Here is a 21,276-nt window from a genome sequence, read left to right on the forward strand (position 1 = left end):
TTCACTTTACGCCATCAAGGCTCGATACGAGCTTTAGGCTCTTAGGCTGAAGATCCGTCCAGTTGGCATTAATATAGTCCAAGCAATTCTTTTTGCTTTCTTCTCCATAAATGGTGGACCAACCTTCTGGTATGTCCAAAAAGGCAGGCCAGAGGGAATGCTGACCTTCTTCATTTATCAATACTTTATACGTACCATTCTCGTTCTCAAAAGGGTTAGTCATTATTCATCTCCACCTTCATTAATTAATGCGTAATTTTTTTTCATATTTGAAAACTTGTTTGCAATCACCTGTCCGATTTCCGCAAGTGGCTCAGGTTGACACATATCCTTATGACGGCACTCAATATCATGTTGTTCAATCAATCCATTTATATATGGTTTCCATGTATCCGTTGAAAGGCTAGGGAACCATTCTGGTATGAGTGTTGATTTAAAGAACAAAACATTACCATTGAACACTCCTGGTTCATATTCACCCATGATTCGAACAGAATTCACATAGGTTTCCTTCAGGTTAAGGATTGTCTTTTCTTCCAAACTAGCTAATGCACTTCCATCTTGGCGCAGAATTTCTATGGCACTAGCATCATCCAATGGCTTGTCTCCTAAACTATCAGGATCATACCCACCCAAGGCAAGCAGGGCGATCAATGCTTCCTCATCACCAGGAGCATTAGTAGTCGGCAAAAATTGACTTGGAAATGCATCCAGAATGGCCACAAGTTGGACTTCTTCCCCCTCGTTTTGCAGTTGGGTAGCCATGGCATGCACCACATTTCCACCCAGTGACCAACCCAATAAACGATAAGGGCCTTTTGGCTGGACCTTGCGGAGATGTTCGATATAATCCGCTGCCATCTCTACCAGTGTTTCCGGATAGCGCTCACGCTCAGAAATTCCCCGAGCTTGCAGTCCATATATCGGGTAATCTGGACCAAGAGCCGTCATTAGCCCGGCGTAGCACCAGCTCAACCCTCCCGCTGGGTGTATACAGAACAGCGGAAGTTCCTCGCCACTTTTGCGTAGTGGCAACAAGACATCCAAAGCACTCTGACTCGAACCCATTTCAAGCCTTTCTGCTAGGCCAGCAACTGTCGGCTCTTCAAATAAGTTTCCGATGCTCAACTCAACGCCAAGCGCTTCACGTATCTTACTCATCAGCTGGACGGCAAGCAGGGAATGCCCTCCCAGATCAAAGAATCCATCATCGATTCCAACGTGTGGAAGATCAAGAATTTCCATGAAAAGTTTACATAAGATTTCTTCCTGTGGGGTCCTTGGTCCACGTCCTGAAACGGCTGCACCGAAATCAGGTACTGGCAACGCCTTTCGATCCAACTTTCCATTTGCCGTCAAAGGCAAATCGGCCATTTGGACAAATGCAGATGGAATCATGTAATCTGGAAGGCTTGCTGCCACAAACCGGCGTAACTCGGCTGGATTGAAAACAGCATTTGCCGCTGGCACAGCATAAGCCACCAATCTCTTATCACCTGGGTGATCTTCACGAACGATGACGGCAACTTGCTCCAGATAAGGACACTGGACAAGTAATGATTCAATTTCTCCCAGCTCGATACGGAAACCGCGAATCTTGATTTGGTGATCGGCCCGTCCCATATAGTCCAATGAGCCATCAGCACGCCATCTGGCTAAATCTCCGGTCCGATACATCCTGGTTCCTGATGGACCGAATGGATTAGCAACAAAACGCTCTGCCGTCAAACCATGGCGCCCAAGATACCCGCGGGCCAAACCTGAACCAGAGACATACATCTCCCCAGTTACTCCTGCAGGTACCGGTTGTAGACTCGCATCCAAAATATACACCCCAAGATCCGGTATGGCACAGCCTATGAGACTGTTCGCCTTCACGGCGGTGACTTCCCTGTTAAGTTCCAGATAACTTACATGAACGGTCGTTTCCGTAATTCCATACATATTAATCAATCGCGGCGCAGTTTCCGGATGACGGCTATACCAATCCTCCAAGCGGCTTAGTTCAAGTGCCTCCCCACCATAAATCACATACCGTAACGTTAGATTCTGTCCAAGTTCCGGCTTGTTACGATCCGCCTGCATTAATTGATAAAAGGCAGATGGGGTCTGGTTAAGAACCGTGACTCCTTCATCCACAAGGAGCTGTAAAAACTCTTCTGGTGACCGGCTGATTGAATGAGATACAACTATAAGCTTCCCGCCATGAAGAAGCGCCCCCCATATTTCCCATACCGAAAAATCGAAAGCATAAGAGTGGAACATCGTCCAAACATCATCCGAATTGAACTGGTACCAGTCTTCTGTCGACCCAAAGAGCCGTACTACATTTTGATGGGGGACGACTACCCCTTTCGGTACACCCGTTGAACCTGAAGTATAAATAATATAAGCTGCGTTTAATGGTGATAAAGGCTGTTTCCGTTCACGATCTAGTGGGTTATCTGTTGAATATCGTGACATTTCCACTAACGTGCTCGGATCGTCCAATACAATTTGTTGGATATCATGCAGATTCGGAAGGCTAGTTGCCACACTGGAACTTGTAAGGACGTAGCTAGGCTTCGCATCCTGAAGCATGAAAGACAATCTGTCGATAGGATATTCAGGATCTAGAGGCAAATAAGCCGCCCCCGCCTTCAGTACAGCAAGTATGCCAACCACCATATCCAATGATCTTGGTGTGGCCAATGCTACAAATTGCTCCGATGCAACCCCTTTAGCCATTAGCAGACGGGCAAGCTGGTTTGCCCTATGATTTAGCTCTTCATATGTTAGGGATTCATCTTCATATACAGCAGCGATTTTATCTGGATACCTGTTCACTTGTTCTTCAAACAAAGCTGGTAAACAGGAATCAGGGATTTCTTCACCATGCTGATTCCAATCAACAAGAATTTCTTGACGTTCTTTTGGCTCCAATATTTCCAATCGTCCGATTGTCTGGTCCGGGTCCATTACAGCCCCCTCTAATACTCGTACGAATCGGTTAAGCATCCTTTCGATGGTTTCAGGTTTATATAGATCTGCACTATATTCAAGAAACCCGCTCATTCCATCCGGTTTTCCTGTATCATCATGCATTTCCCGAATCTCAATCGTCATATCGAATTTGGAAGTCCCCACACTATATAGCTCTAGGTTGGAATGAATGCTCGGAAGCTCTAGCTTTGGCTCAGGCGTATTCTGCAGGGCAAGCATGATTTGGAATAATGGATGCCTAGATCGTGAACGTGGTGGATTCAGTTCTTCTACCAAGCGTTCAAAAGGCAAGTCTTGATGTTCATACGCCTGTAAATCAACATTCCTTACCCTTTCAAGAAGTTCACGGAAAGTTGGGTCTCCAGAAGTATCCGTACGGAGCACCAAGGTATTAATAAATAATCCCACTATTTCGCTCAAAGCATCGTCGCTTCGCCCTGCAATCGGACTTCCAATCGGAATGTCCGTACCCGCTCCAAGGCGAGTAAGCAAGGTCGCAAGTCCCGCCTGCAATACCATGAATAAGCTGACTCCGTTTTCTCGAGCCACATCCACTAATCTACGATGCAGGACAGGAGAAATCATAAACTTCAATGTATCCCCCTTATAGCTTGGTTCGATAGGCCGAAGGAAATCCATAGGCAACTCCAACTGATCGGGAAGATTCGCCAGTGTCTCCTTCCAATAATCAAGCTGTTCTTTCACTAAGCTAGCTTGATCGTTCTCTTTTCCCAACAATTCTTCCTGCCAAAGCGCATAATCCGCATATTGGACAGGAAGAGGAGTCAAGCTAGGTACCTCTCCAAGAACCCTGGCTTTATAAGCCGCAGACAAATCTCGCGTAAGAGGTGTAAGGGACCATCCATCGGCTACAATGTGATGTAAAAGTAAAACTAATACATGCTGATCCGGTTCCACTGTGAAAAGCTGCGCATAAATGGATGGCTCCACTGCAAGATTAAAACTATAACGTGTTGCGACGGCTATCTCCGTATCCAGATCCGACTCATTTATTCTTGTTACTAACAATTCCACCTGTGCTTCAGAAGGGTCGATGATACATTGATGAGCATTCCCCTCTGTCACTGGAAAAATCGTCCGTAACGTATCATGATGAGCAACCAGGTCATTGATTGCTGCCTCGAGAGCATTCGTATCAAGATCCCCTGATAATTCTATGACCAACGGAATATTATAGGTTGGACTAGGGCCTTCAAGACTGTGTAGGAACCACAATCTCCTCTGGGCAAAGGAAAGGGGTATCTTTTCGGGCTTACTCGTTTTTTTCACGGGCAATCGTGCACTTTTTCCATTGGAAAGCTGTTTTGCAAGACCCGCCACGGTCGGTGACTCAAAAATCTTGCCTATGCCGAGTTCAACTCCGAATGTATTTCGTATTCGTGCCATTAGAGTTGATGCAAGGAGTGAATGCCCACCTAAATTAAAGAAACTATCATCAATTCCTACTCTAGATAGACCTAGAACTTCAGCAAACAACTCGCTCAAAATTTCCTCTTGCGGTGTTCTTGGTGCTCGGTCTGAAATCAGCGAGTAGAGATCGGGCACTGGCAATTCTTTACGATTAAGCTTCCCATTCGGAGTTAGCGGCAACTCTTGCATCTCAACGATTGCCGATGGAATCATATAATCCGGAAGACTACTGCCAACAAATGCACGAAGTTCCCCTGGATCCACTGTCGAATCCAGCGAAGGAACAATATAAGCCACAATTCGTTCATCACCAGGAATATCCTCACGAACAATCACGGACGCTTGTAAAACCTCAGGATGTTGGACAAGCTTTGCCTCGATTTCTCCAAGCTCGATCCGGAAACCACGTATTTTAATTTGATGGTCAGCGCGACTAATATAATCCAGTGAACCATCCACTCTCCAACGAACCAAATCACCTGTACGGTACATCCGGCTGCCCTTAGGACCATTCGGGTTGGCAACAAAACGCTCTGCTGTTAAATCCGGGCGACCTAGATACCCCCGGGCTAGCCCTTTCCCTGCAATATACAATTCGCCAACGATTCCGGGAGGGACTGGTTGTAAACCTGCATCGAGTACAAACACCTGTGTATTCCAAATGGGTGATCCTATGGATGGCATGCCTGTCTGACTGGAATCCAGCGATTTAGAGGTCGACCATATCGTCGTTTCAGTTGGACCATATAAGTTGGTTACTTCACACCCTAAATCCTTTAATGCTGTGGCTAAACTAATGGAAAGAGCCTCCCCACCAACAAGTACCTTAAGCCCCTTGATTACATTTGGATAATTGGATACCATGGCATGCCAAAGCGTAGGTGTCGCCTGCATGATGGTAATATCATGTTCGGTAATGATGTCTGCCAACGCCTTGGGTTCTTGAATCTTCTCCTTGGCTGCAACGACGCAGCTGGCTCCATTAAGAAGTGGCAGGTACATTTCTAAACCGGATATATCAAATGCGATGGTAGTGACTGCCAGAAGCCTATCTTCTTGATTCAAGGAAAATTGGCTTTGCATGGAAGAAAGGAAATTAATCAACCCTTCCGATTGAATGACGACACCTTTTGGCTTCCCTGTGGAACCGGATGTATAGATCATATAAGCTGGATTAAGAGGTGATAGGGCTCCATTCCTCTTTGACTCGTCCACATTTCCATCGGAATATTTTCCTGATGAAAGAGCATGCTCTGCCTCATCCAATAAGATGAGTTCCGTTTCGCCACCACTTGGTAGTTTTGAAGCAATTTCCCGGTTTGTTATTAGACAAATAGGCTTCGCGTCGTTCAATATGTATTCAATGCGGTCAATGGGATAATCGGGATCGATTGGTAAATATGCAGCCCCTGTCTTTAATACGCCCAACATGACCACGACCATGTTCGCAGAGCGCGGTAAAGCAATCGCCACGAATTTTTCCGGCCCTAGATTTTTTTCCAATAAAAGATGGGCAAATTGATTGGCACGCTTATTCAATTCCTCATAACTAAGGACCGACTTTTCATCTACCAGGGCTGTTAGGTATGGGCTTTTAGCTACTTGTTTTTCAAACAGGCTTGGCAAGTTGGCAGACGGAATCTCCTCGGCGGTTTGATTCCACTGGTGCATGACCCTCTCACGTTCTTCTGGTAAAAGCACTTCAAGTTCCCCGATCATCTGGACCTCTTCTGCAGTGGCCACCTTCTCGAGCAACCTTAAGAATCGGGTATGGTGAATGCCTAGCTCTTCCAAATCGTACACTTCCGGGTTAGCATCCAAATCGATTCTTAATCCATTTCCATCAGACTTGTCATATATGTTTATCGATATGTCATCGACCGGGCCTGTTGCCAGCTTATGTGTAATGGCTTGATTACCCGCAAAGTCCAATCCATAATCAAAAGGCATGACATTGATTTGCGGACCGAATAATCTTTGATTATCACCAAGAAGCTTAAGGTCACGGCGAAGTTCTTCATGTCTATAGTTTTGATGGCGGCGGATATTACGCACTTCGCTTGATACTTGCTTCACTACTTCCTTCAACGCCATATCCGGTCGAACGGTTACACGCAATGGAAGTAAGTTCATCACCATACTCGGAATATTGATTGAAACAGAGCCCAAACGCCCCATCATCGGCAGGGAGAGGATGACGTCTTCCGTTCCCGTCAGACGATGAATATATACAGCAGCGACAGCCATTGCCACTTCATGCCACGTCCCCGAGTATTTATGAGCTTTTTTTTTAAAGGATTGTGTGGCAACAGTCGATAAATAACCCGTTTGGCTAAGAAAACCGTTAGATGTCCTAGGAGCCCGTTCAGCAAGGCTCATGACTTCCGGTTGATCAGCAAAGCGCTCCAGCCAAAACTGACGATCGGCTTCGAATTTCTCGGACGCCCTGTATCTAGCATCTTCCTCCAATAGCTTAACGAAAGGACTAAAGGCTGCCTCTTCACATGGTCGACCTTGGACAAGTGCCGTATACAGCTTCGCGACCCGCTGCGATATTAGTGAAAATCCAAAGGCGTCCATTACTATATGATGAATCCGCTGATACCAGAAATACCGTTCTGGTCCAACCTTAAACAATGCTTGAGAATAAAGGCTGTCCGTTTTTAAGTTAATGGGGTGAAGCAGGTCTTCTCTCATCCATTGCAAGGCCTTCTCTTCAGGATTATCTTGATCGCTTACATCCAAGAACTGAAAGGGTAGTTCAGTGGAGTCCACCAGGACTTGATAAGGTCCGCTTTGGTCCTCCCCAAATTGAATATGTAAACTTTCTGCCTCCCTTACTGCCTGCATGAGCGCTGCTTCAAACTTACTTACTTCCATTTTCCCTTTAATCTCTATGTATTCACCCGTATTGTAAATCGGGTTATCCGGCTCTAGTTGCTGCGCAAACCATATGCCGGACTGTGCGCCGGACAATGCCATACGAGTTTTTTGGTTCTCCATATTACTCACCTCATTTACCTCCTTTTCACATCGGATCAAGCTAAAACTTTCTGGGAAGATAGCAGGTTCCACCAATCAGCAATTGTCGGTTTCTCAGCCATTTGCATGAAATTGATTTCCGCCCCTTTTCCTCTCAACATTTCCACAAGGCTCATCATGCGAATGGAGTCCATTCCTCTATCGATTAAATCCTCATAATCTTCAAGACCTTCTGAAGGGTCTTCGCCAAGAAGGTCGAAAATCATTATTCTTAATTCCTCTATTGTCCAATCGGCTCCTTCCTGACTAGCAGGTGATGATTGTTCACTGACTTGTAATTGGTCAAGCAACTGAAGCGTTGAAGTTGTAAACGCACATCGCTCTGCGGCATATTTCAGGGCCATTTTATGTTCTTCCAACGAAAAATCAGCGACCGCATCTGCCACCAGGAATGGTTGTATATCTTGCATAAACGCTTCGCTTGCCGTTAAAAGGCATCCAATATGGGCATATACTCCACAAATGATAAGTTGATCACGTCCCTGTTCTTCCATTAATTCAAGAAGATTGGTTCGTTTGAATGCACTGTATCTCCACTTAGTCAGCATGATGTCGTCATCCGACGGAGCAACGTCGCCCACGATTCTTGTCTGGTTCGGGTCATCATCGAGCCCCGTTCCCCAAAAATCTGTCAGGAGCGCACGGTCCTTAGGATTTTGATCTCCCGGTTGCGCCGTATAAACTACCGGTATGCCTAATTCCACACAACGATCCTTGATGGTTGTTATGTTCTTCAATAGTTCCGGTATGGGTGAATCATTTTTTTCGAAAAAATCGATAAAATATTGTTGCATATCATGAATGAGAAGAACCGAACGCTTCGGTTCCGCCTTCCATGCCACCTTATTTTTTGGTAAATCAGATTCAACTGGCATTGCATATGGTGTGATAGCGGGAATAGCCATCAAATCACTCCTTTTTCTAATTTATTTTAATAATGTTGCTATTTTACGTTCATTTAGCTTGTCAGAAATGATTTGTCGAAGTGCCTTTTTGCTTACTTTTCCTAATGGCGTTTTAGGAAAGGTCTCGATGAATTCCACTCGGTCGGGAATTTTAAATGTAGCCAGACCCCTATCCTTCAAGAACTGTTTGAGCTCTCTGGCTTTAGGGGTTTCCCCCCTTGGTATCACGAATGCGCATGACCGCTCCCCAAGGTATTCATCAGGCATCGAGACAATGGCTGCATCATGAACGGCTTCATGGGCCAGCAGATGGTTTTCCACTTCTTCTGCCGCAATTTTTTCGCCACCTCGATTGATTTGATCCTTATCTCGGCCCTCAACGACTAAGTAGCCTGAAGAATTTATGCTTACCAAGTCACCCGTACGGTAAAATCCATCTTTAGTAAAGGCCTTCTCATTATGTTCCGGTGCCTTGTAATAACCGCAAATCGTATAAGGCCCCCTTGTCAATAATGTCCCTACTTCACCGGGCGCAACTTCCTTATCTTCTTCATCAACCACACGAATTTCATCAAATTCTGACATTGGACTTCCTTGAGTGTTCACGATGAGCTCGTTTGAATCATCAAGCCTCGTATAATTCACTAGTCCTTCCGCCATGCCGAATACTTGCTGTAATTTACACTGAAAGGCCGGGCCTACTCGACGGGCGGCCTCAGCGCTAAACTTCGCTCCTCCAACTTGCATCACTTGAAGGCTTGATAAATCATCATTACGGGATGAAACGGCTTCAAGCCATCTCAATGCAAGGGGCGGTACGAGTGCGGTAATCGTCGCACCATGTTTTTCAATGAGAGGAAATGCTTCATCAGGGCTAGGACCAGGTGAAAGGACAACCTGTCCCCCACCATATAATGTGCCTAGGATGCCAGGAGAACTCATCGTAAAGTTATGGGCGATAGGAAGCACCGCTAGATAGATGCTATCTTGATTGATTCCGCAAATTTCAGCACTTAACCTTAAACTGTATATGTAATCATCATGTGTTCTTGGAATTAACTTTGATAAACCCGTACTTCCGCCGGATAACTGTAGGAAAGCGACATCACTAGACTGGACGATTGTTTCCACCAATTCGTCAGGTTCTCCGTATAAACCTTCCAAACTTGTGAACTCCTCTGCGTCCCCTGTCACAATCACATTCAACAAGCTATCATTCTTACTTTGAACGCCTCGGGCAAGTGTTCTGTAGTCAAATCCACCATGTTTATCTGGAATGATGTAAGCAACGGCTTCAGTGAACTCGCAAAAATACCCGATTTCATTGCTGCGATGGGAAGGAAGGGCATATACAGGAAGAGCCCCGATCCTGAATAAGGCGAAAATGACTTCAAAAAACTCAACGACATTAGGAAGCTGGATGACGACCCTGTCATTCTTCTTTATCCCTAACTTTTGAAGGCCGACCGCTAACCGATCGGCACGGTCGTCCAACTCTGCATAAGTCAGGTTTCTTTCCCCTCCGGTAATGGCAATCCGATCTCCATGCTCCTTGGCACGGTCACGTAGTATGCCGCCAAAGGTCTCCCCTTTCCAACAACCTTCTTTTCTATATAAATCAGCCAAATCCTTAGGCCACGAAGTAAAACCTTCTAACATCATCTTTCCCCTCCATGCCAATTACTTTGATAATTCCGTATCAATCCCCATTGCGCGAAGCATGGTTTGAAACTTAGCCGAAGTTTCGGCAAGTTCTTCTTCCGGTTTAGATTCTCCGACCACGCCGGCTCCGGCAAACAAACGAAGCGCCTTTTCTTCCACTTCTGCGCATCGAATGGTGACGATCCATTCACCGTCACCATTTGCATCACACCACCCAACCATTCCCGTGAAATATCCCCGATCGAAAGGTTCAATCTCCAAGATGGATTCCCTTGCCCGCTCAAACGGCGAACCGCATACGGCAGGAGTCGGGTGAAGCGCGATGGCAAGCTCCAAAGAAGAAGTTTCAGGATCCACAAGTTCCCCCTTCACTTCTGTCGATAGATGCCACATTGTCTCTGTACTTATTACCGATGGGCTTTTGGGGACTTCCATCTTCTTGAAAAATGGACGAAGTGCTTCCGCCACTGCCTCTACTACGACAGCATGTTCATGTAAATCTTTTGAAGAAGAAAGCAATTCCTTCGAACGTCTTTGATCTTCCACTGGATCGTCACTTCGCGGTCGGGAGCCTGCCAACGGATTAGCCACCACGTGTAATCCAGTTCTTGAAACTAGTAGTTCCGGGCTTGCGCCGATTAATGTTTTGGTGCAAACGCTTGAATCTTCTTGCTCTCCCAAATCAACGGCAAATGTATAACCCTTTGTATTTTGTCTTGCCAAGTTATGAAGCAACTCATTGATATTTACACTTATCGAAGATGTAAGTTGCAAGGACCGAGCCAAGACGATTTTGTCCAGATGACCACTGGCTATCTGTACTAGTCCTTCTTCGACACCTTCTTTATATTGGGCAGGCTCTGGAACCGATTTAATTTGGTATGTAGGGACTGAATCCGTCTCCACTGTTCTACTAGGACCATATTCTTGAACACGTACAGTTGAATGTATCGTCTCTGGCACATGCAGATTAGCGGGCTTCTTATAATCGAACGGTATGGCGCCGGTGACGATTGGATTATCCTGTCCAAGCCTTTTTGCTCGCTCCAACGTTGCTGCAACCCTGTTAGCAAGATCCTCCATCTGATTCTCTTTTTCTTCATTTCCCGGAACCGTTAGCAAGGAACCTTTTCCCAATAAGGTTTGGTTCGGGCTTGATAGAAAGAAGTCGCCATCTTGGTAATCTTCCAACATCGGTTTTTCCAATACAGTCGAATTATATGGATGTTTAGTCATGTGCTATAACCCCTTCGTTATTGAATAGTCAGATATTATAGTGGTCTTCCGAGCTTATTAGACTCCTAATGTAGCTCCACCATCTACACAAAGATTACTCATGGTAATATGATTTGATTGGTCGGATATGAAGAAAAGAATGGCATCGACAATGTTAGAAGGTTCCGCAATTTTTTTCAGTGGAATTCCTACTTTATATAATTCAGGCATGCCATCGATGACCGGTTTTACCCCATTATCACCTTCCCATAAAGACCACTGCATTTCCGTAGCGGTCGAACCAGGAGCAACGATGTTACAACGAATATTATGCTGAGCTAATTCCAAGCCTAGGCACTTAGTAAACATGGTGGCCGCTGCCTTGGATGCCGCATAGGCCGCTAAATTGATTCGTGGGACACTCGCTGCATTGGAACCCACTGTAACAATCGAACCTTTTTTCCTGTTTATCATATGTTTACTCACGGAACGGGAGACATTGAAGACACCAGTGGAATTGACGGCAAAAGTCCTTTGCCAGTCTTGATCACTATAGGACTCGATTAGCCCCGGGCTAAGAACCCCGGCTACATTCACCAATATTTCTATTGGACCAATCTCTCGCTCGACCGTATCAACAATGCGGTCGATGGCTGGACTATCACTTACATCTGCTGAAAACCCATATACCTCTAAACCTTTAGACTTCAAGGCATCTACGTGTTTCTGTAATTTATCTGTTTGGAAGTCAACCGCCGCTACTACGATACCAAGCTTGGCTAACGACTGAACGACTGCACCTCCAATCCCTTGTGCTCCTCCCGTTACGAGTGCCACTTTCCCCTTACATTCCTGAAAGTACATGCTTAACTCTCCCTTTCTTAATAAAAGAATCTAGTGCAACCATGCAACAGATTCTCAGTTTCATTACAAAAATCGTTTGGTAGAGAACCCTTTAACCAGCTCTCCCTCTATCTTTTATCAATAATGATAATCATTATCATTTAAATTCTACAGGTAATGTTATACATTTCTATCTTCACGGTCAATGGGTATTCATCGATTTGCTAAGAAAGACCTATTCCTACACAGGTCCATTTGCCCTTAAAGCAAAACGTAGTCCCTTGTTAATTAATGGAGGTAAAACAGACACGTGATTTTCCTCCTCGAACTCCGTGAACTTTACATGTAGCCGGCCTTTCGTTGAAGTTCTTAAACGGTTAGAGAGTTCTAATGCATTTTCATTCATGCCACTTTTGTGATTTTTTTCGAATTCCCCCACACCTACAAATAAGGAGATATCCCTATCATCCCTTCCCAATCGACTCAGGAAATGATTCTCTTCTTCCGAAAACCACTTTTTATTCCAATGAATCGAGGGACTACCCGCGATATATGTTTGAAAAGCTTGAGGATTACTGAATAAGGTATACAGGGTAAACAAGCCACCTAATGAATGACCGAGAAGCGCTTGTCTACCCCGGTTGATGTTAATGGAACTCATAATCTCGGGCTTGAGGTCTTCTTCAATGAAATTCAAGAAGTTCGCCGCCCCTCCATGTGGAGGCCAATCCCCCCCATCAGGTTTCTTTGGCAATTCTGAATAATCGACGGGCAATGTGAAGTCATAATAACGGTCGGTGGAAAATGCTCCGTCTATCGGATATCCAATACCGACGATAACGGCAGGTACGATCCCTGTCTTTTCAGGTCGCTTCGACTGCAAACGCATGGCCTCGACAATGGTTCCAAACACCGAATTGGCGTCGAGCACATATATGACTGGAAATCCTCCTGCTGGCTGTGCCTCTTTTGGTCGATAGATGAAAATTTGGTACATCCGTCCTTCCCTACTAGATTTCATGAGGAATTGACTCGTCCCTTTCAAGACTACTTCTCTATCTTCCCTAAAGTGACCCACCATTGCTGCCTTATCCTTTTCTTTCTCCATATTCTTTCATTCCTCCCATTACCTAATTTTCGACTATTAATCTTCACTTCTAGTTATCATGTATTTCATAACCCATTTATTGATAGTACTTACTTCCCACCAAATGATAATGTTTCTCATTTAGTTTATCAACAATGGTGAAATTTGCAACCACGCCTTTTCCTGAATAACTTTTTCTTAGAAAATTAATGATGATATTTTATTTTTTTACAAAAATGCTATTGATAATTTTGCAGATTACCTATATATTGTATATTGCATGATAATGATAATCGTTATCACTAGTTACCTTCGTTTAACTCACTAGATTCCTAGTTGGACAGGTATCGAAATAAATTTTTAACTGCGCTAGAGAACATCTACATATTGTTTGTAACACATTTTTAAAAAAATATTTTAGAATAAGGGGAGTCAGAACATGAAGAAAAAGTTAATGGTACTTGGCATGGCGGCAGTCTTTAGTATTGGACTTGGAGCTTGCGGTAATGCTGAAAACAGTTCAGGGGATACTTCTGAAAAAAGCAGTGCGACCGAAACGAAGAAGCAAGAGACACAAAAGATAAGCTATCTTGGCAAGGAATATACGATTCCTTCTGAAGTTAAAAGAATAGTGACAGCAAGTTTGGAGTCAATGGAAGATGCCGCTGCATTAGGAGTTAAACCAGTGGGTGCTATAACGGTAGGTGGGAAACTTCCAGAATATTTGGCGAAAGACCTTGAGGGTGCAGAGTCAATTGGTGAGAAAATGCAGCCAAACTACGAAACCATTCTTGGCCTTAAACCAGATGCTATCATGTGGACATCCAAATCCGACGGTACGGTAACGGAAAAATTAGATAAAGTGGCTACAACATTCCCTTACTCACATATTTCTACTGATTGGGAGGACAACTTACGATTAATGGCCAAGCTGTCCGGCACGGAAGACAAGGCCGAATCTATCATCTCTCAATACAAAGAGGATGCTGAAAAAGCAAAAGTGGAAGTCGGCGAAAACCTGAAGGATAAAAAGGTAATGGTTGTGAGGGTAAGAAACGGTAGTCTATTCCTATATCCTCAAGATATATACTTCAACCCAGTGTTATATGCTGATTTAGGATTAACGGTTCCTGAAGAAATTAAACCAGTCAAAGCGCAAGAAATGATTGCATTAGAGAAATTTGCTGAAATTAACCCGGACTATATCTTCCTACAGTTCTCGGAAAGCGAAAATGCTGAAAAACCAAAAGCTTTAGAAGAATTGGAAAGCAACTCCATTTGGAAGAGCATCGAGGCTGTTAAAAACGATAAGGTGTTTGTGAACTCTGTTGATCCGCTTGCACAAGGTGGAACAGCTTGGAGTAAAACAGCCTTCTTAAAAGCTGCATCGGAAAATTTAGCTAAATAAGCAGTAAGGTGCGTTGATTGATATGGCAAAAATAAATTCATTACCGATCATAATTCTATGTATGGCACCCGTCTTAATTATTCTGACAACCATTTTGTCCATTCTTTATGGTGCAAAAAATATAGACTTTATAACAGTATGGAATGCATTTTTGCATTATGACCCAGAGAACGTCGATCATGCTATTATAATCACTTCACGATTGCCAAGGGTTCTGGGTGCCCTTCTTGTTGGGGCATTTTTAGCCATATCAGGAGCACTCATGCAGGGGATGACAAGAAACTATCTTGCATCCCCTTCAATCATGGGAGTGACCGATGGCTCTGCATTTGTCATCACTCTTTGTATGGTTTTCGCTCCTGGCATGTCTTCTTTCCATATGATTCTTTTTTCGATGCTGGGTTCTGCCTTAGGGGCTGGCATAGTTTTTGGTTTTGGTTCATTACTACATAATGGTTTATCCCCGGTACGCCTAGCCATAATCGGTACGGTAATCGGAACATTTTTGAGTAGTATATCGGCTGCGATAGCCTCCTACTTCCAAATTTCCCAGAGTGTTAGTTTTTGGTATAATGCAAGATTGCATCAGATCAATCCGGACATCCTGAAACTTTCGATCCCCATTGGGGCAATTGGCATCATCCTTGCTCTATTCATTTCCAAATCCATCACCATTCTATCTCTGGGGGATGAAGTCTCCATCAACTTAGGTCAACGTACGAAACTAGTTAAGCTTGTTTCCCAACTCTCTGTCGTATGCCTAACGGGTATTGCAGTGGCACTCGTCGGCAAGATTGGATTTATAGGGTTGATCATCCCACACATCACACGCTTTTTAATAGGAATCGATTATAAATGGATCGTTCCCTGTGCTGGTGTAATCGGTGGAATTTTCCTAGCATTATGCGATGTAATCAGTAGGTTCGTTAATTATCCATTCGAAACGCCGATCGGAGTGGTCACCTCCTTAATCGGCATCCCTTTCTTCCTATATTTAATAAGAACGAAAGGAGGAGAAAAAAGTGTATAGTCAATCATCGAAACGCTTGGTTATCACAATGACAGTCGGTATCTGCCTAATCATAGCGACAAGCTATTTAAGCTTGGTAAGCGGTACCTTTGATATGACCGTCATGGATGTCGTTCGGACGTTATTCCGTATAAACCCGGTCGCAGACTACGATTTGGTCATTTTTGATTTTAGGCTCCCCCGCATTGTCATTGCCGGTCTAGTGGGACTTGCACTAGGTATTGCAGGAGCTGTCATTCAAGGTGTAACGAGAAACGGTTTGGCGGATTCAGGCATCTTGGGAATAAATGCAGGGGCCGGAACTGCCATCGTCATCTTCATGTTTTTCTTTCAAGGTAAATATATTGGAGCAGGTTCTGATTGGCTGTCCATCATGAGCGTTCCGTTGTTTGGATTGGTTGGTGGAATTTCAGCCGCCCTCATCATATTCCTTATTTCGTGGAAAAACGGATCCCTTGATACGAGTCGTTTCTTACTGACCGGGATTGCGATTGGCTCGGCATTTGGGGCCCTTTCCCTCTACATATCTTTGAAGATGAAATCTTCGGATTTTGAAATGGCCACTGTATGGATCTCAGGCAGTATCTACTCGGCCAATTGGAAATACATCGTCGCCATGTTACCTTGGCTAATAATCTTAATACCCATCATTATGAGGAAGGCCTATTTATTGGATTTGTTTCAATTGGAACAGACCAGTATAAAAAGCCTCGGAATATCAGTAGAAAAGGAAACTTCGATTCTCTTGCTCAGCAGTATCGGCTTAGTGAGTGCATGTGTTTCCGTATCAGGTAACATCGGATTTATCGGGTTGATGTCCCCACACATTGCAAAACACCTTGTAGGAATCCACCACAAACATGTGCTTCCTGTGTGTGGGGTGATTGGGTCCTTCCTGGTAATCGCTTCCGACTATATCGCAAAGACGGTGTTTGCACCGGCTGAATTGCCAGTAGGAATCGTCATTTCCATTATCGGTGTTCCCTATTTTCTCTATTTATTAATAAAAGAAAAAAGATAAAAGGAGAGATGGCCCGTGAGCATTCTGCAGATGGAAAATCTGGAAACCAATTATGAAAAATTCACAGTGTTCAAAGATTTAAATTTGGAAATAAAAGAAGGACTGATCACAACCATCATTGGACCGAATGGATGCGGTAAATCCACTTTACTAAAAACAATAGGGCGCATCCTTAAGCAAAAAAACGGGACCATTTATCTGCAGGGGCAGGATTTACAGTCCATTCATACAAAGCGGATTGCCCAGTTAATGGCCTTGCTTCCCCAAAACCCTGTCGCACCTTCTCAATTGAAAGTGGAGGAACTTATTTCATATGGTAGATATCCACACCGCAATAATGTCAATAAATTAACCAGAGACGATAAAGAAAAGATTGAATGGGCCATGGACATTACCAAGACCCTCCCTTTTCGTGATAGGGAAATAGCCAACCTATCCGGTGGGCAGCGTCAAAAGGTTTGGCTTGCCATGGCATTAGCACAGGAAACGGGCATATTATTATTGGATGAACCTACGACATACCTTGATATGGCTCATCAATTGGAAGTTCTACGGATCGTTGAAAGGTTAAACATAGAACAAAATAGAACCATCGTCATGGTTTTACATGACATCAATCATGCGGCCCGCTTTTCTGATGAAATCATCACCATGAAGAATGGAAAAATCATGAAGGTTGGAACCCCTTCCGAGACGATTACACCGGAAGTCTTGAAAGAGGTCTTTCAAATCGATGCACGGATCATGATAGACCCCTCCAATGGGGCTCCCGTATGTTATGGATACGATAATATCGCCCAACAAGAAGAAGCAGCAAAAGATGTTTATGTAACGCGTTAATGCTAAGTAACCAAACGAAAGGCACCCAGGTGGGGTGCCTTTCGTTTGGTATCATTTCTCAGATTGCTGTTGGTTCATAAACGGCCACCAGTTAGCTTTTCCGAACGTTGCAACCATCACTGGGATAAACAGTGGCAATATGATGAACGCGTATAGAGCTAGGCCTACCAATATTAAAGTCGCAATCTCTAGGAGTGACAGAACGCCTGCAGGCATCATGGCAGCGAAAGTCCCACCAAGGATCACGGCCGCGGAGATAATGACCGTCCCCATTTTCCGCATCGATAAATACATCGCTTCTTTTACCGGTTTACCTTTCCACTCATTAAAGCGATCCATCAAGAAAATACTATAATCGATTCCGAGTGCTATTAAGATAACGAAAGCGAAGAATGGAACGGCCCAGCCTATGCCCGCATACCCCAGAATGTTAACGAATATCAATTCTGTAATCGCCGCTGCCGTGAAGTATGTCAAAACAAGAGACACGATTAAATAGATTGGCATAACCAACGATCTAAACATAAAGAATAGAACGATTGCAATACCTGAAAGCATCAACACCACTGTCTTAGAGAAATCAGCCTCTGACATCATGCTCAAATCATGATGGGTGCTTGTAATTCCGCCGATAGCAATGTTGGCATTTTCTAGTTTTGTTCCTTTCGTTACATTTTTGACCGCATCCTCAATCCTATCAATTTGTTCAATGGATTCGTTGGAATATGGATTCGTCTTGAAGATTACATCAAGTGTCATCACTTTGCCGTCGTCAGATAGATAGGTATTCAGTGATTCTCCAAATTCCTTGCTTTCCAACACCTCTTTTGGAATGTACATGCCTGTGACCGTTTTATCCGTCTTCGCAAGACCGGATAAATAGCCCTGTGCAGATGATAATCCATCATGGACTTCATTCAGGCCATCGGCACTTTTATTTAAACCATCTTCCAATTGGTTTAGCTGACCACCCATGCTGGAAAAGCCATTCAATAGCTCTTGCTGACCACTGCTTAAGCTTGTTAGGCCCCCTTCAAACTGGGATAGATTTTTAATGACTTCGCTTTGTCCATTGGCCATGGTCGTTAATCCTTTTTGCAAGGTATCCACCCCTGTGATCAACTGGGTTAGACCTTTCCCCAGGGCTTTTTGTCCGTTCACGATTTCCGCCATGCTTTTATTCGCGGTATTCAAGCCACCAGATACAAGGCCGAGATTCTTATTGAGTTCCGTTAGTCCAGCTGCCATCGTTCCTACCCCACTCTGTGCGCCCTGGACCGTTTGTTTGATTGTTTGGTAGTTCACATCTTGCTGAAGCTCCGGATTACTAGCTTCCATTTTTTCAAAGGATGCGTTCAGCCCCGTAAGACTTTTCGACACCTCATTAAGATTTGTCTGAATATCTTTGTACCCGCCTTTAAGTTCATTCAATCCAGATGTGGACTGCTGGTAGCCTTCCAAAAGATTTCCACTGCCTGTAGCCAGCTTTTCAAGGTTAGACTTGACCTCTTCCAGTCCTTTTTTCACGTCCCCTGTACCTAAGGAGCCATCACGGATACCTGCTTCAATACTCGTTAAAGCGGTCTCTACCTGGCCTACCCCGTTTTTCAATTCATTGGTTCCAGAGATCAGGCCTCCGATTCCGTCTGTCGCCTTCTTTAAACGCGGACCAGATTCTGAAAGTTCACTTCCTGCCGTCTTTAATCCGTCACTAATCTGTTCAATCCCTTGATTCCCTTCTCCGATTCCTTTTTCCAACGTTTTGGCCTGATTGGAGACAAACAAATCCTCTATAGGCTCACCGGTCGGACGGGTTACAGAACGGACGACATCGACGTCATCCACCTTCGTGATTTCCACACTGATCTTCTCCGCAAGCCCGACATAATCCTCTGAATCCATCCGCTCATCATTCTGGATGACGATCTGGGTTGGCATGGATTGTCCCGGACCAAATTCGTCGGCAATGATATTGAAGGCCATGATTGAGGGAACATCATTCCCAGCCTCTTCAAGAGAGTTATAAGAAATCTTCCCTTCATACATCAATAAAAAGGGAACACAAACAATCGCCACGATAAGCAAGGCCAGCAAAGGACGATTTAAGGAGAAGTTTCCTAATCTGCCCCACAACTTACTATCGCTATGTTCAAGCTTGCCTTTTGAAGGCCAGAATAGCTTCTTGCCAAGCACTGCCATGAAAAATGGAACGATTGTATACAGGGCAACCATCAGGATAAAGACTCCGATGGCCACGGCAGCTGCTGATTGATATAGCTTAAACGTGGAAAAGCCAATGGCCGCAAATCCGATCATCACGGTCAATCCGCTGAAGAAGACCGTTTTACCAGCCGTACGATACGTTTCTACAATGGCTTCCGTCAATGACTCCTGTCCTGATAATTCCTCTTTAAAACGACTTAACAAGAGAATGCAATAATCCGTTCCGATCCCGAACAAAATCCCGACCAAGAAAATCTGGGTATAGGACGAGATGGGAAAATCCCAACGGTCCACCAAAAAGGAAACGATGGATTGGGAGCATAAATAGGTGAAGCCTACTGTAATCATCGGAATAAGAGGCGTCACTACCGAACGGAAGACCACCAATAATACCACCAATATGAAGATGACGGTGATTCCCTCCGTTTTTTTTAATCCTTCCTGGGAATTGGTATTAAGATCTTCATCGATTATCCAACTGCTCGTGTAATAATGATCAACATCTATTTGATCCAATTCCTTATAAAGCGCGTCAATGACGTCCTTTGCCTCACGGTCTCCCTTGGTCATGGTGATGGAGGTCAGTATCGTGGATTGATCTTTCGAAACCAACTGTTCTTTAAGGGATGGTTCTTTAAAATGGGTCAGTATTTCTTTGATGCCCAGTTCCCCTTTATTCACTTCTAACCTTTGTATCCCCTTTTCAATCTCTTGCCTTTCATCTGCAGTCAGCTTCTTTTCACTATGAAAAACCAGGGCCACCTGCGATTCATCCTCATTTTGCACTTGCTTCAAAAGTTCATTCGCCATTCCGGAAGAATACTCTTTCGGAACATCCAACTGTCCCTTTTCCTTGACGAGTTCCGCCATATTAGGAGCTATGAACAATAATCCAACTGTAATGGCAATCCAGATAATGACGATTGCCCATTTTCCTTTTAAAATTGCTCTCATTTACCTTTCCTCCCTTATCCCCATCTTCATCTCGGCAAAAGTCCATGAAAGCTTTTCATATGTATCCAGGAAACTAACAATCTCTTCATATTTAAAATTCCCCATGATTGTCTCTACGACTATATGAATCTTCTGCTCCATTTCCTGAAATAATGTTTCTCCCTTTTCGGAAAGCCTCAAATGGACCACCCTTCGGTCATCAAGGTCACGTGCACGCTCTATCAAGCCTTTGCCTTCAAGGCGTTTAATGTTCGATGTGACTGCGCTTTTATTGACATGGAAAGCCTCACTAAGCTCGGTCGAGGTACAGAATTGCTGTTGTTTTATGAAACGCAAAGTATAATATTGTTCATTTGTCAGTACATCACAAATCTCGTCTTTAATGAGAAGCTCCCCCATCTTATTCACATGAAAGGAAACCTTCATGTATCGATCAATCAATTCGGTAACTTGTTTATCACTCATCCCTTCACCCCATAAAAAGTAGTTCAGTCACTTAACTATTTGCCATCTTACTATAAATTGGATTAATATGTCAATTAGATGACAGTTTTATTGTTATCCGTTTAAATCATGGAAAATTAGGGAAACAAGAAAGTAAGAACATACTAACCATTCTTAAAGGAGGAAGTA

13 protein-coding genes are annotated in these 21,276 nt (G+C 44.1%); 4 read left to right on the plus strand and 9 right to left on the minus strand.

The window, feature by feature from the left end:
* Position 1 precedes the first annotated feature (1 nt).
* The 7 genes from ACIQXR_RS17835 to ACIQXR_RS17865 all read right to left on the minus strand — a co-directional run bounded on the left by ACIQXR_RS17835 (position 2) and on the right by ACIQXR_RS17865 (position 13,188).
* Positions 2-223, minus strand: a complete 222-nt coding sequence (locus ACIQXR_RS17835) for an MbtH family protein (RefSeq protein WP_402875615.1) — start codon at positions 221-223, stop codon at positions 2-4.
* Positions 223-7,416: an amino acid adenylation domain-containing protein gene (locus ACIQXR_RS17840; RefSeq protein WP_403080533.1), complete on the minus strand. Its 7,194-nt coding sequence runs from the start codon at positions 7,414-7,416 to the stop codon at positions 223-225. Before ACIQXR_RS17840 ends, ACIQXR_RS17835 begins: the two co-directional genes overlap by 1 nt.
* A gap of 35 nt (positions 7,417-7,451) precedes the next feature.
* Entirely contained in the window at positions 7,452-8,360 is a 909-nt protein-coding gene (locus ACIQXR_RS17845; protein ID WP_402875611.1) for an isochorismatase family protein, read from the minus strand.
* Positions 8,361-8,381: 21 nt separating this feature from the next.
* Positions 8,382-10,019, minus strand: a complete 1,638-nt coding sequence (locus tag ACIQXR_RS17850) for a (2,3-dihydroxybenzoyl)adenylate synthase (RefSeq protein ID WP_402875609.1) — start codon at positions 10,017-10,019, stop codon at positions 8,382-8,384.
* A 21-nt stretch (positions 10,020-10,040) separates the two neighbouring features.
* On the minus strand, positions 10,041-11,258 hold the full coding sequence (dhbC, locus tag ACIQXR_RS17855) for an isochorismate synthase DhbC (protein WP_402875607.1): 1,218 nt from the start codon (positions 11,256-11,258) through the stop codon (positions 10,041-10,043).
* Positions 11,259-11,315: 57 nt separating this feature from the next.
* Positions 11,316-12,101: a 2,3-dihydro-2,3-dihydroxybenzoate dehydrogenase gene (locus tag ACIQXR_RS17860; protein WP_402875605.1), complete on the minus strand. Its 786-nt coding sequence runs from the start codon at positions 12,099-12,101 to the stop codon at positions 11,316-11,318.
* Between the two features lie 220 nt (positions 12,102-12,321).
* Positions 12,322-13,188, minus strand: a complete 867-nt coding sequence (locus tag ACIQXR_RS17865) for an alpha/beta hydrolase (protein ID WP_402875604.1) — start codon at positions 13,186-13,188, stop codon at positions 12,322-12,324.
* Positions 13,189-13,606: 418 nt separating this feature from the next.
* Here ACIQXR_RS17865 and ACIQXR_RS17870 point away from each other — a divergent pair, with 418 nt between their 5' ends.
* From ACIQXR_RS17870 to ACIQXR_RS17885, 4 genes are read left to right on the plus strand one after another with little or no spacing between them, the layout of a single operon-like run.
* Positions 13,607-14,575: an iron-hydroxamate ABC transporter substrate-binding protein gene (locus ACIQXR_RS17870; protein ID WP_402875602.1), complete on the plus strand. Its 969-nt coding sequence runs from the start codon at positions 13,607-13,609 to the stop codon at positions 14,573-14,575.
* Between the two features lie 22 nt (positions 14,576-14,597).
* Entirely contained in the window at positions 14,598-15,605 is a 1,008-nt protein-coding gene (locus ACIQXR_RS17875) for a FecCD family ABC transporter permease (protein WP_402875600.1), read from the plus strand.
* Positions 15,606-15,633: 28 nt separating this feature from the next.
* Entirely contained in the window at positions 15,634-16,626 is a 993-nt protein-coding gene (locus ACIQXR_RS17880; RefSeq protein ID WP_402875654.1) for a FecCD family ABC transporter permease, read from the plus strand.
* Between the two features lie 15 nt (positions 16,627-16,641).
* On the plus strand, positions 16,642-17,466 hold the full coding sequence (locus ACIQXR_RS17885; RefSeq protein ID WP_402875598.1) for an ABC transporter ATP-binding protein: 825 nt from the start codon (positions 16,642-16,644) through the stop codon (positions 17,464-17,466).
* Between the two features lie 51 nt (positions 17,467-17,517).
* On the opposite strand, the gene ACIQXR_RS17890 is transcribed toward ACIQXR_RS17885, so the two are convergent.
* Both ACIQXR_RS17890 and ACIQXR_RS17895 read right to left on the minus strand, forming a co-directional pair.
* Positions 17,518-20,643, minus strand: a complete 3,126-nt coding sequence (locus ACIQXR_RS17890) for an MMPL family transporter (protein ID WP_402875596.1) — start codon at positions 20,641-20,643, stop codon at positions 17,518-17,520.
* A complete protein-coding gene (locus tag ACIQXR_RS17895) occupies positions 20,644-21,108 on the minus strand; it encodes a MarR family winged helix-turn-helix transcriptional regulator (RefSeq protein ID WP_402875595.1) in 465 nt (154 codons plus the stop codon).
* Positions 21,109-21,276 lie beyond the last annotated feature (168 nt).

It is taken from the genome of Peribacillus sp. NPDC097224, from assembly GCF_044761985.1.
Taxonomy (GTDB): Bacteria; Bacillota; Bacilli; order Bacillales; family DSM-1321; genus Peribacillus.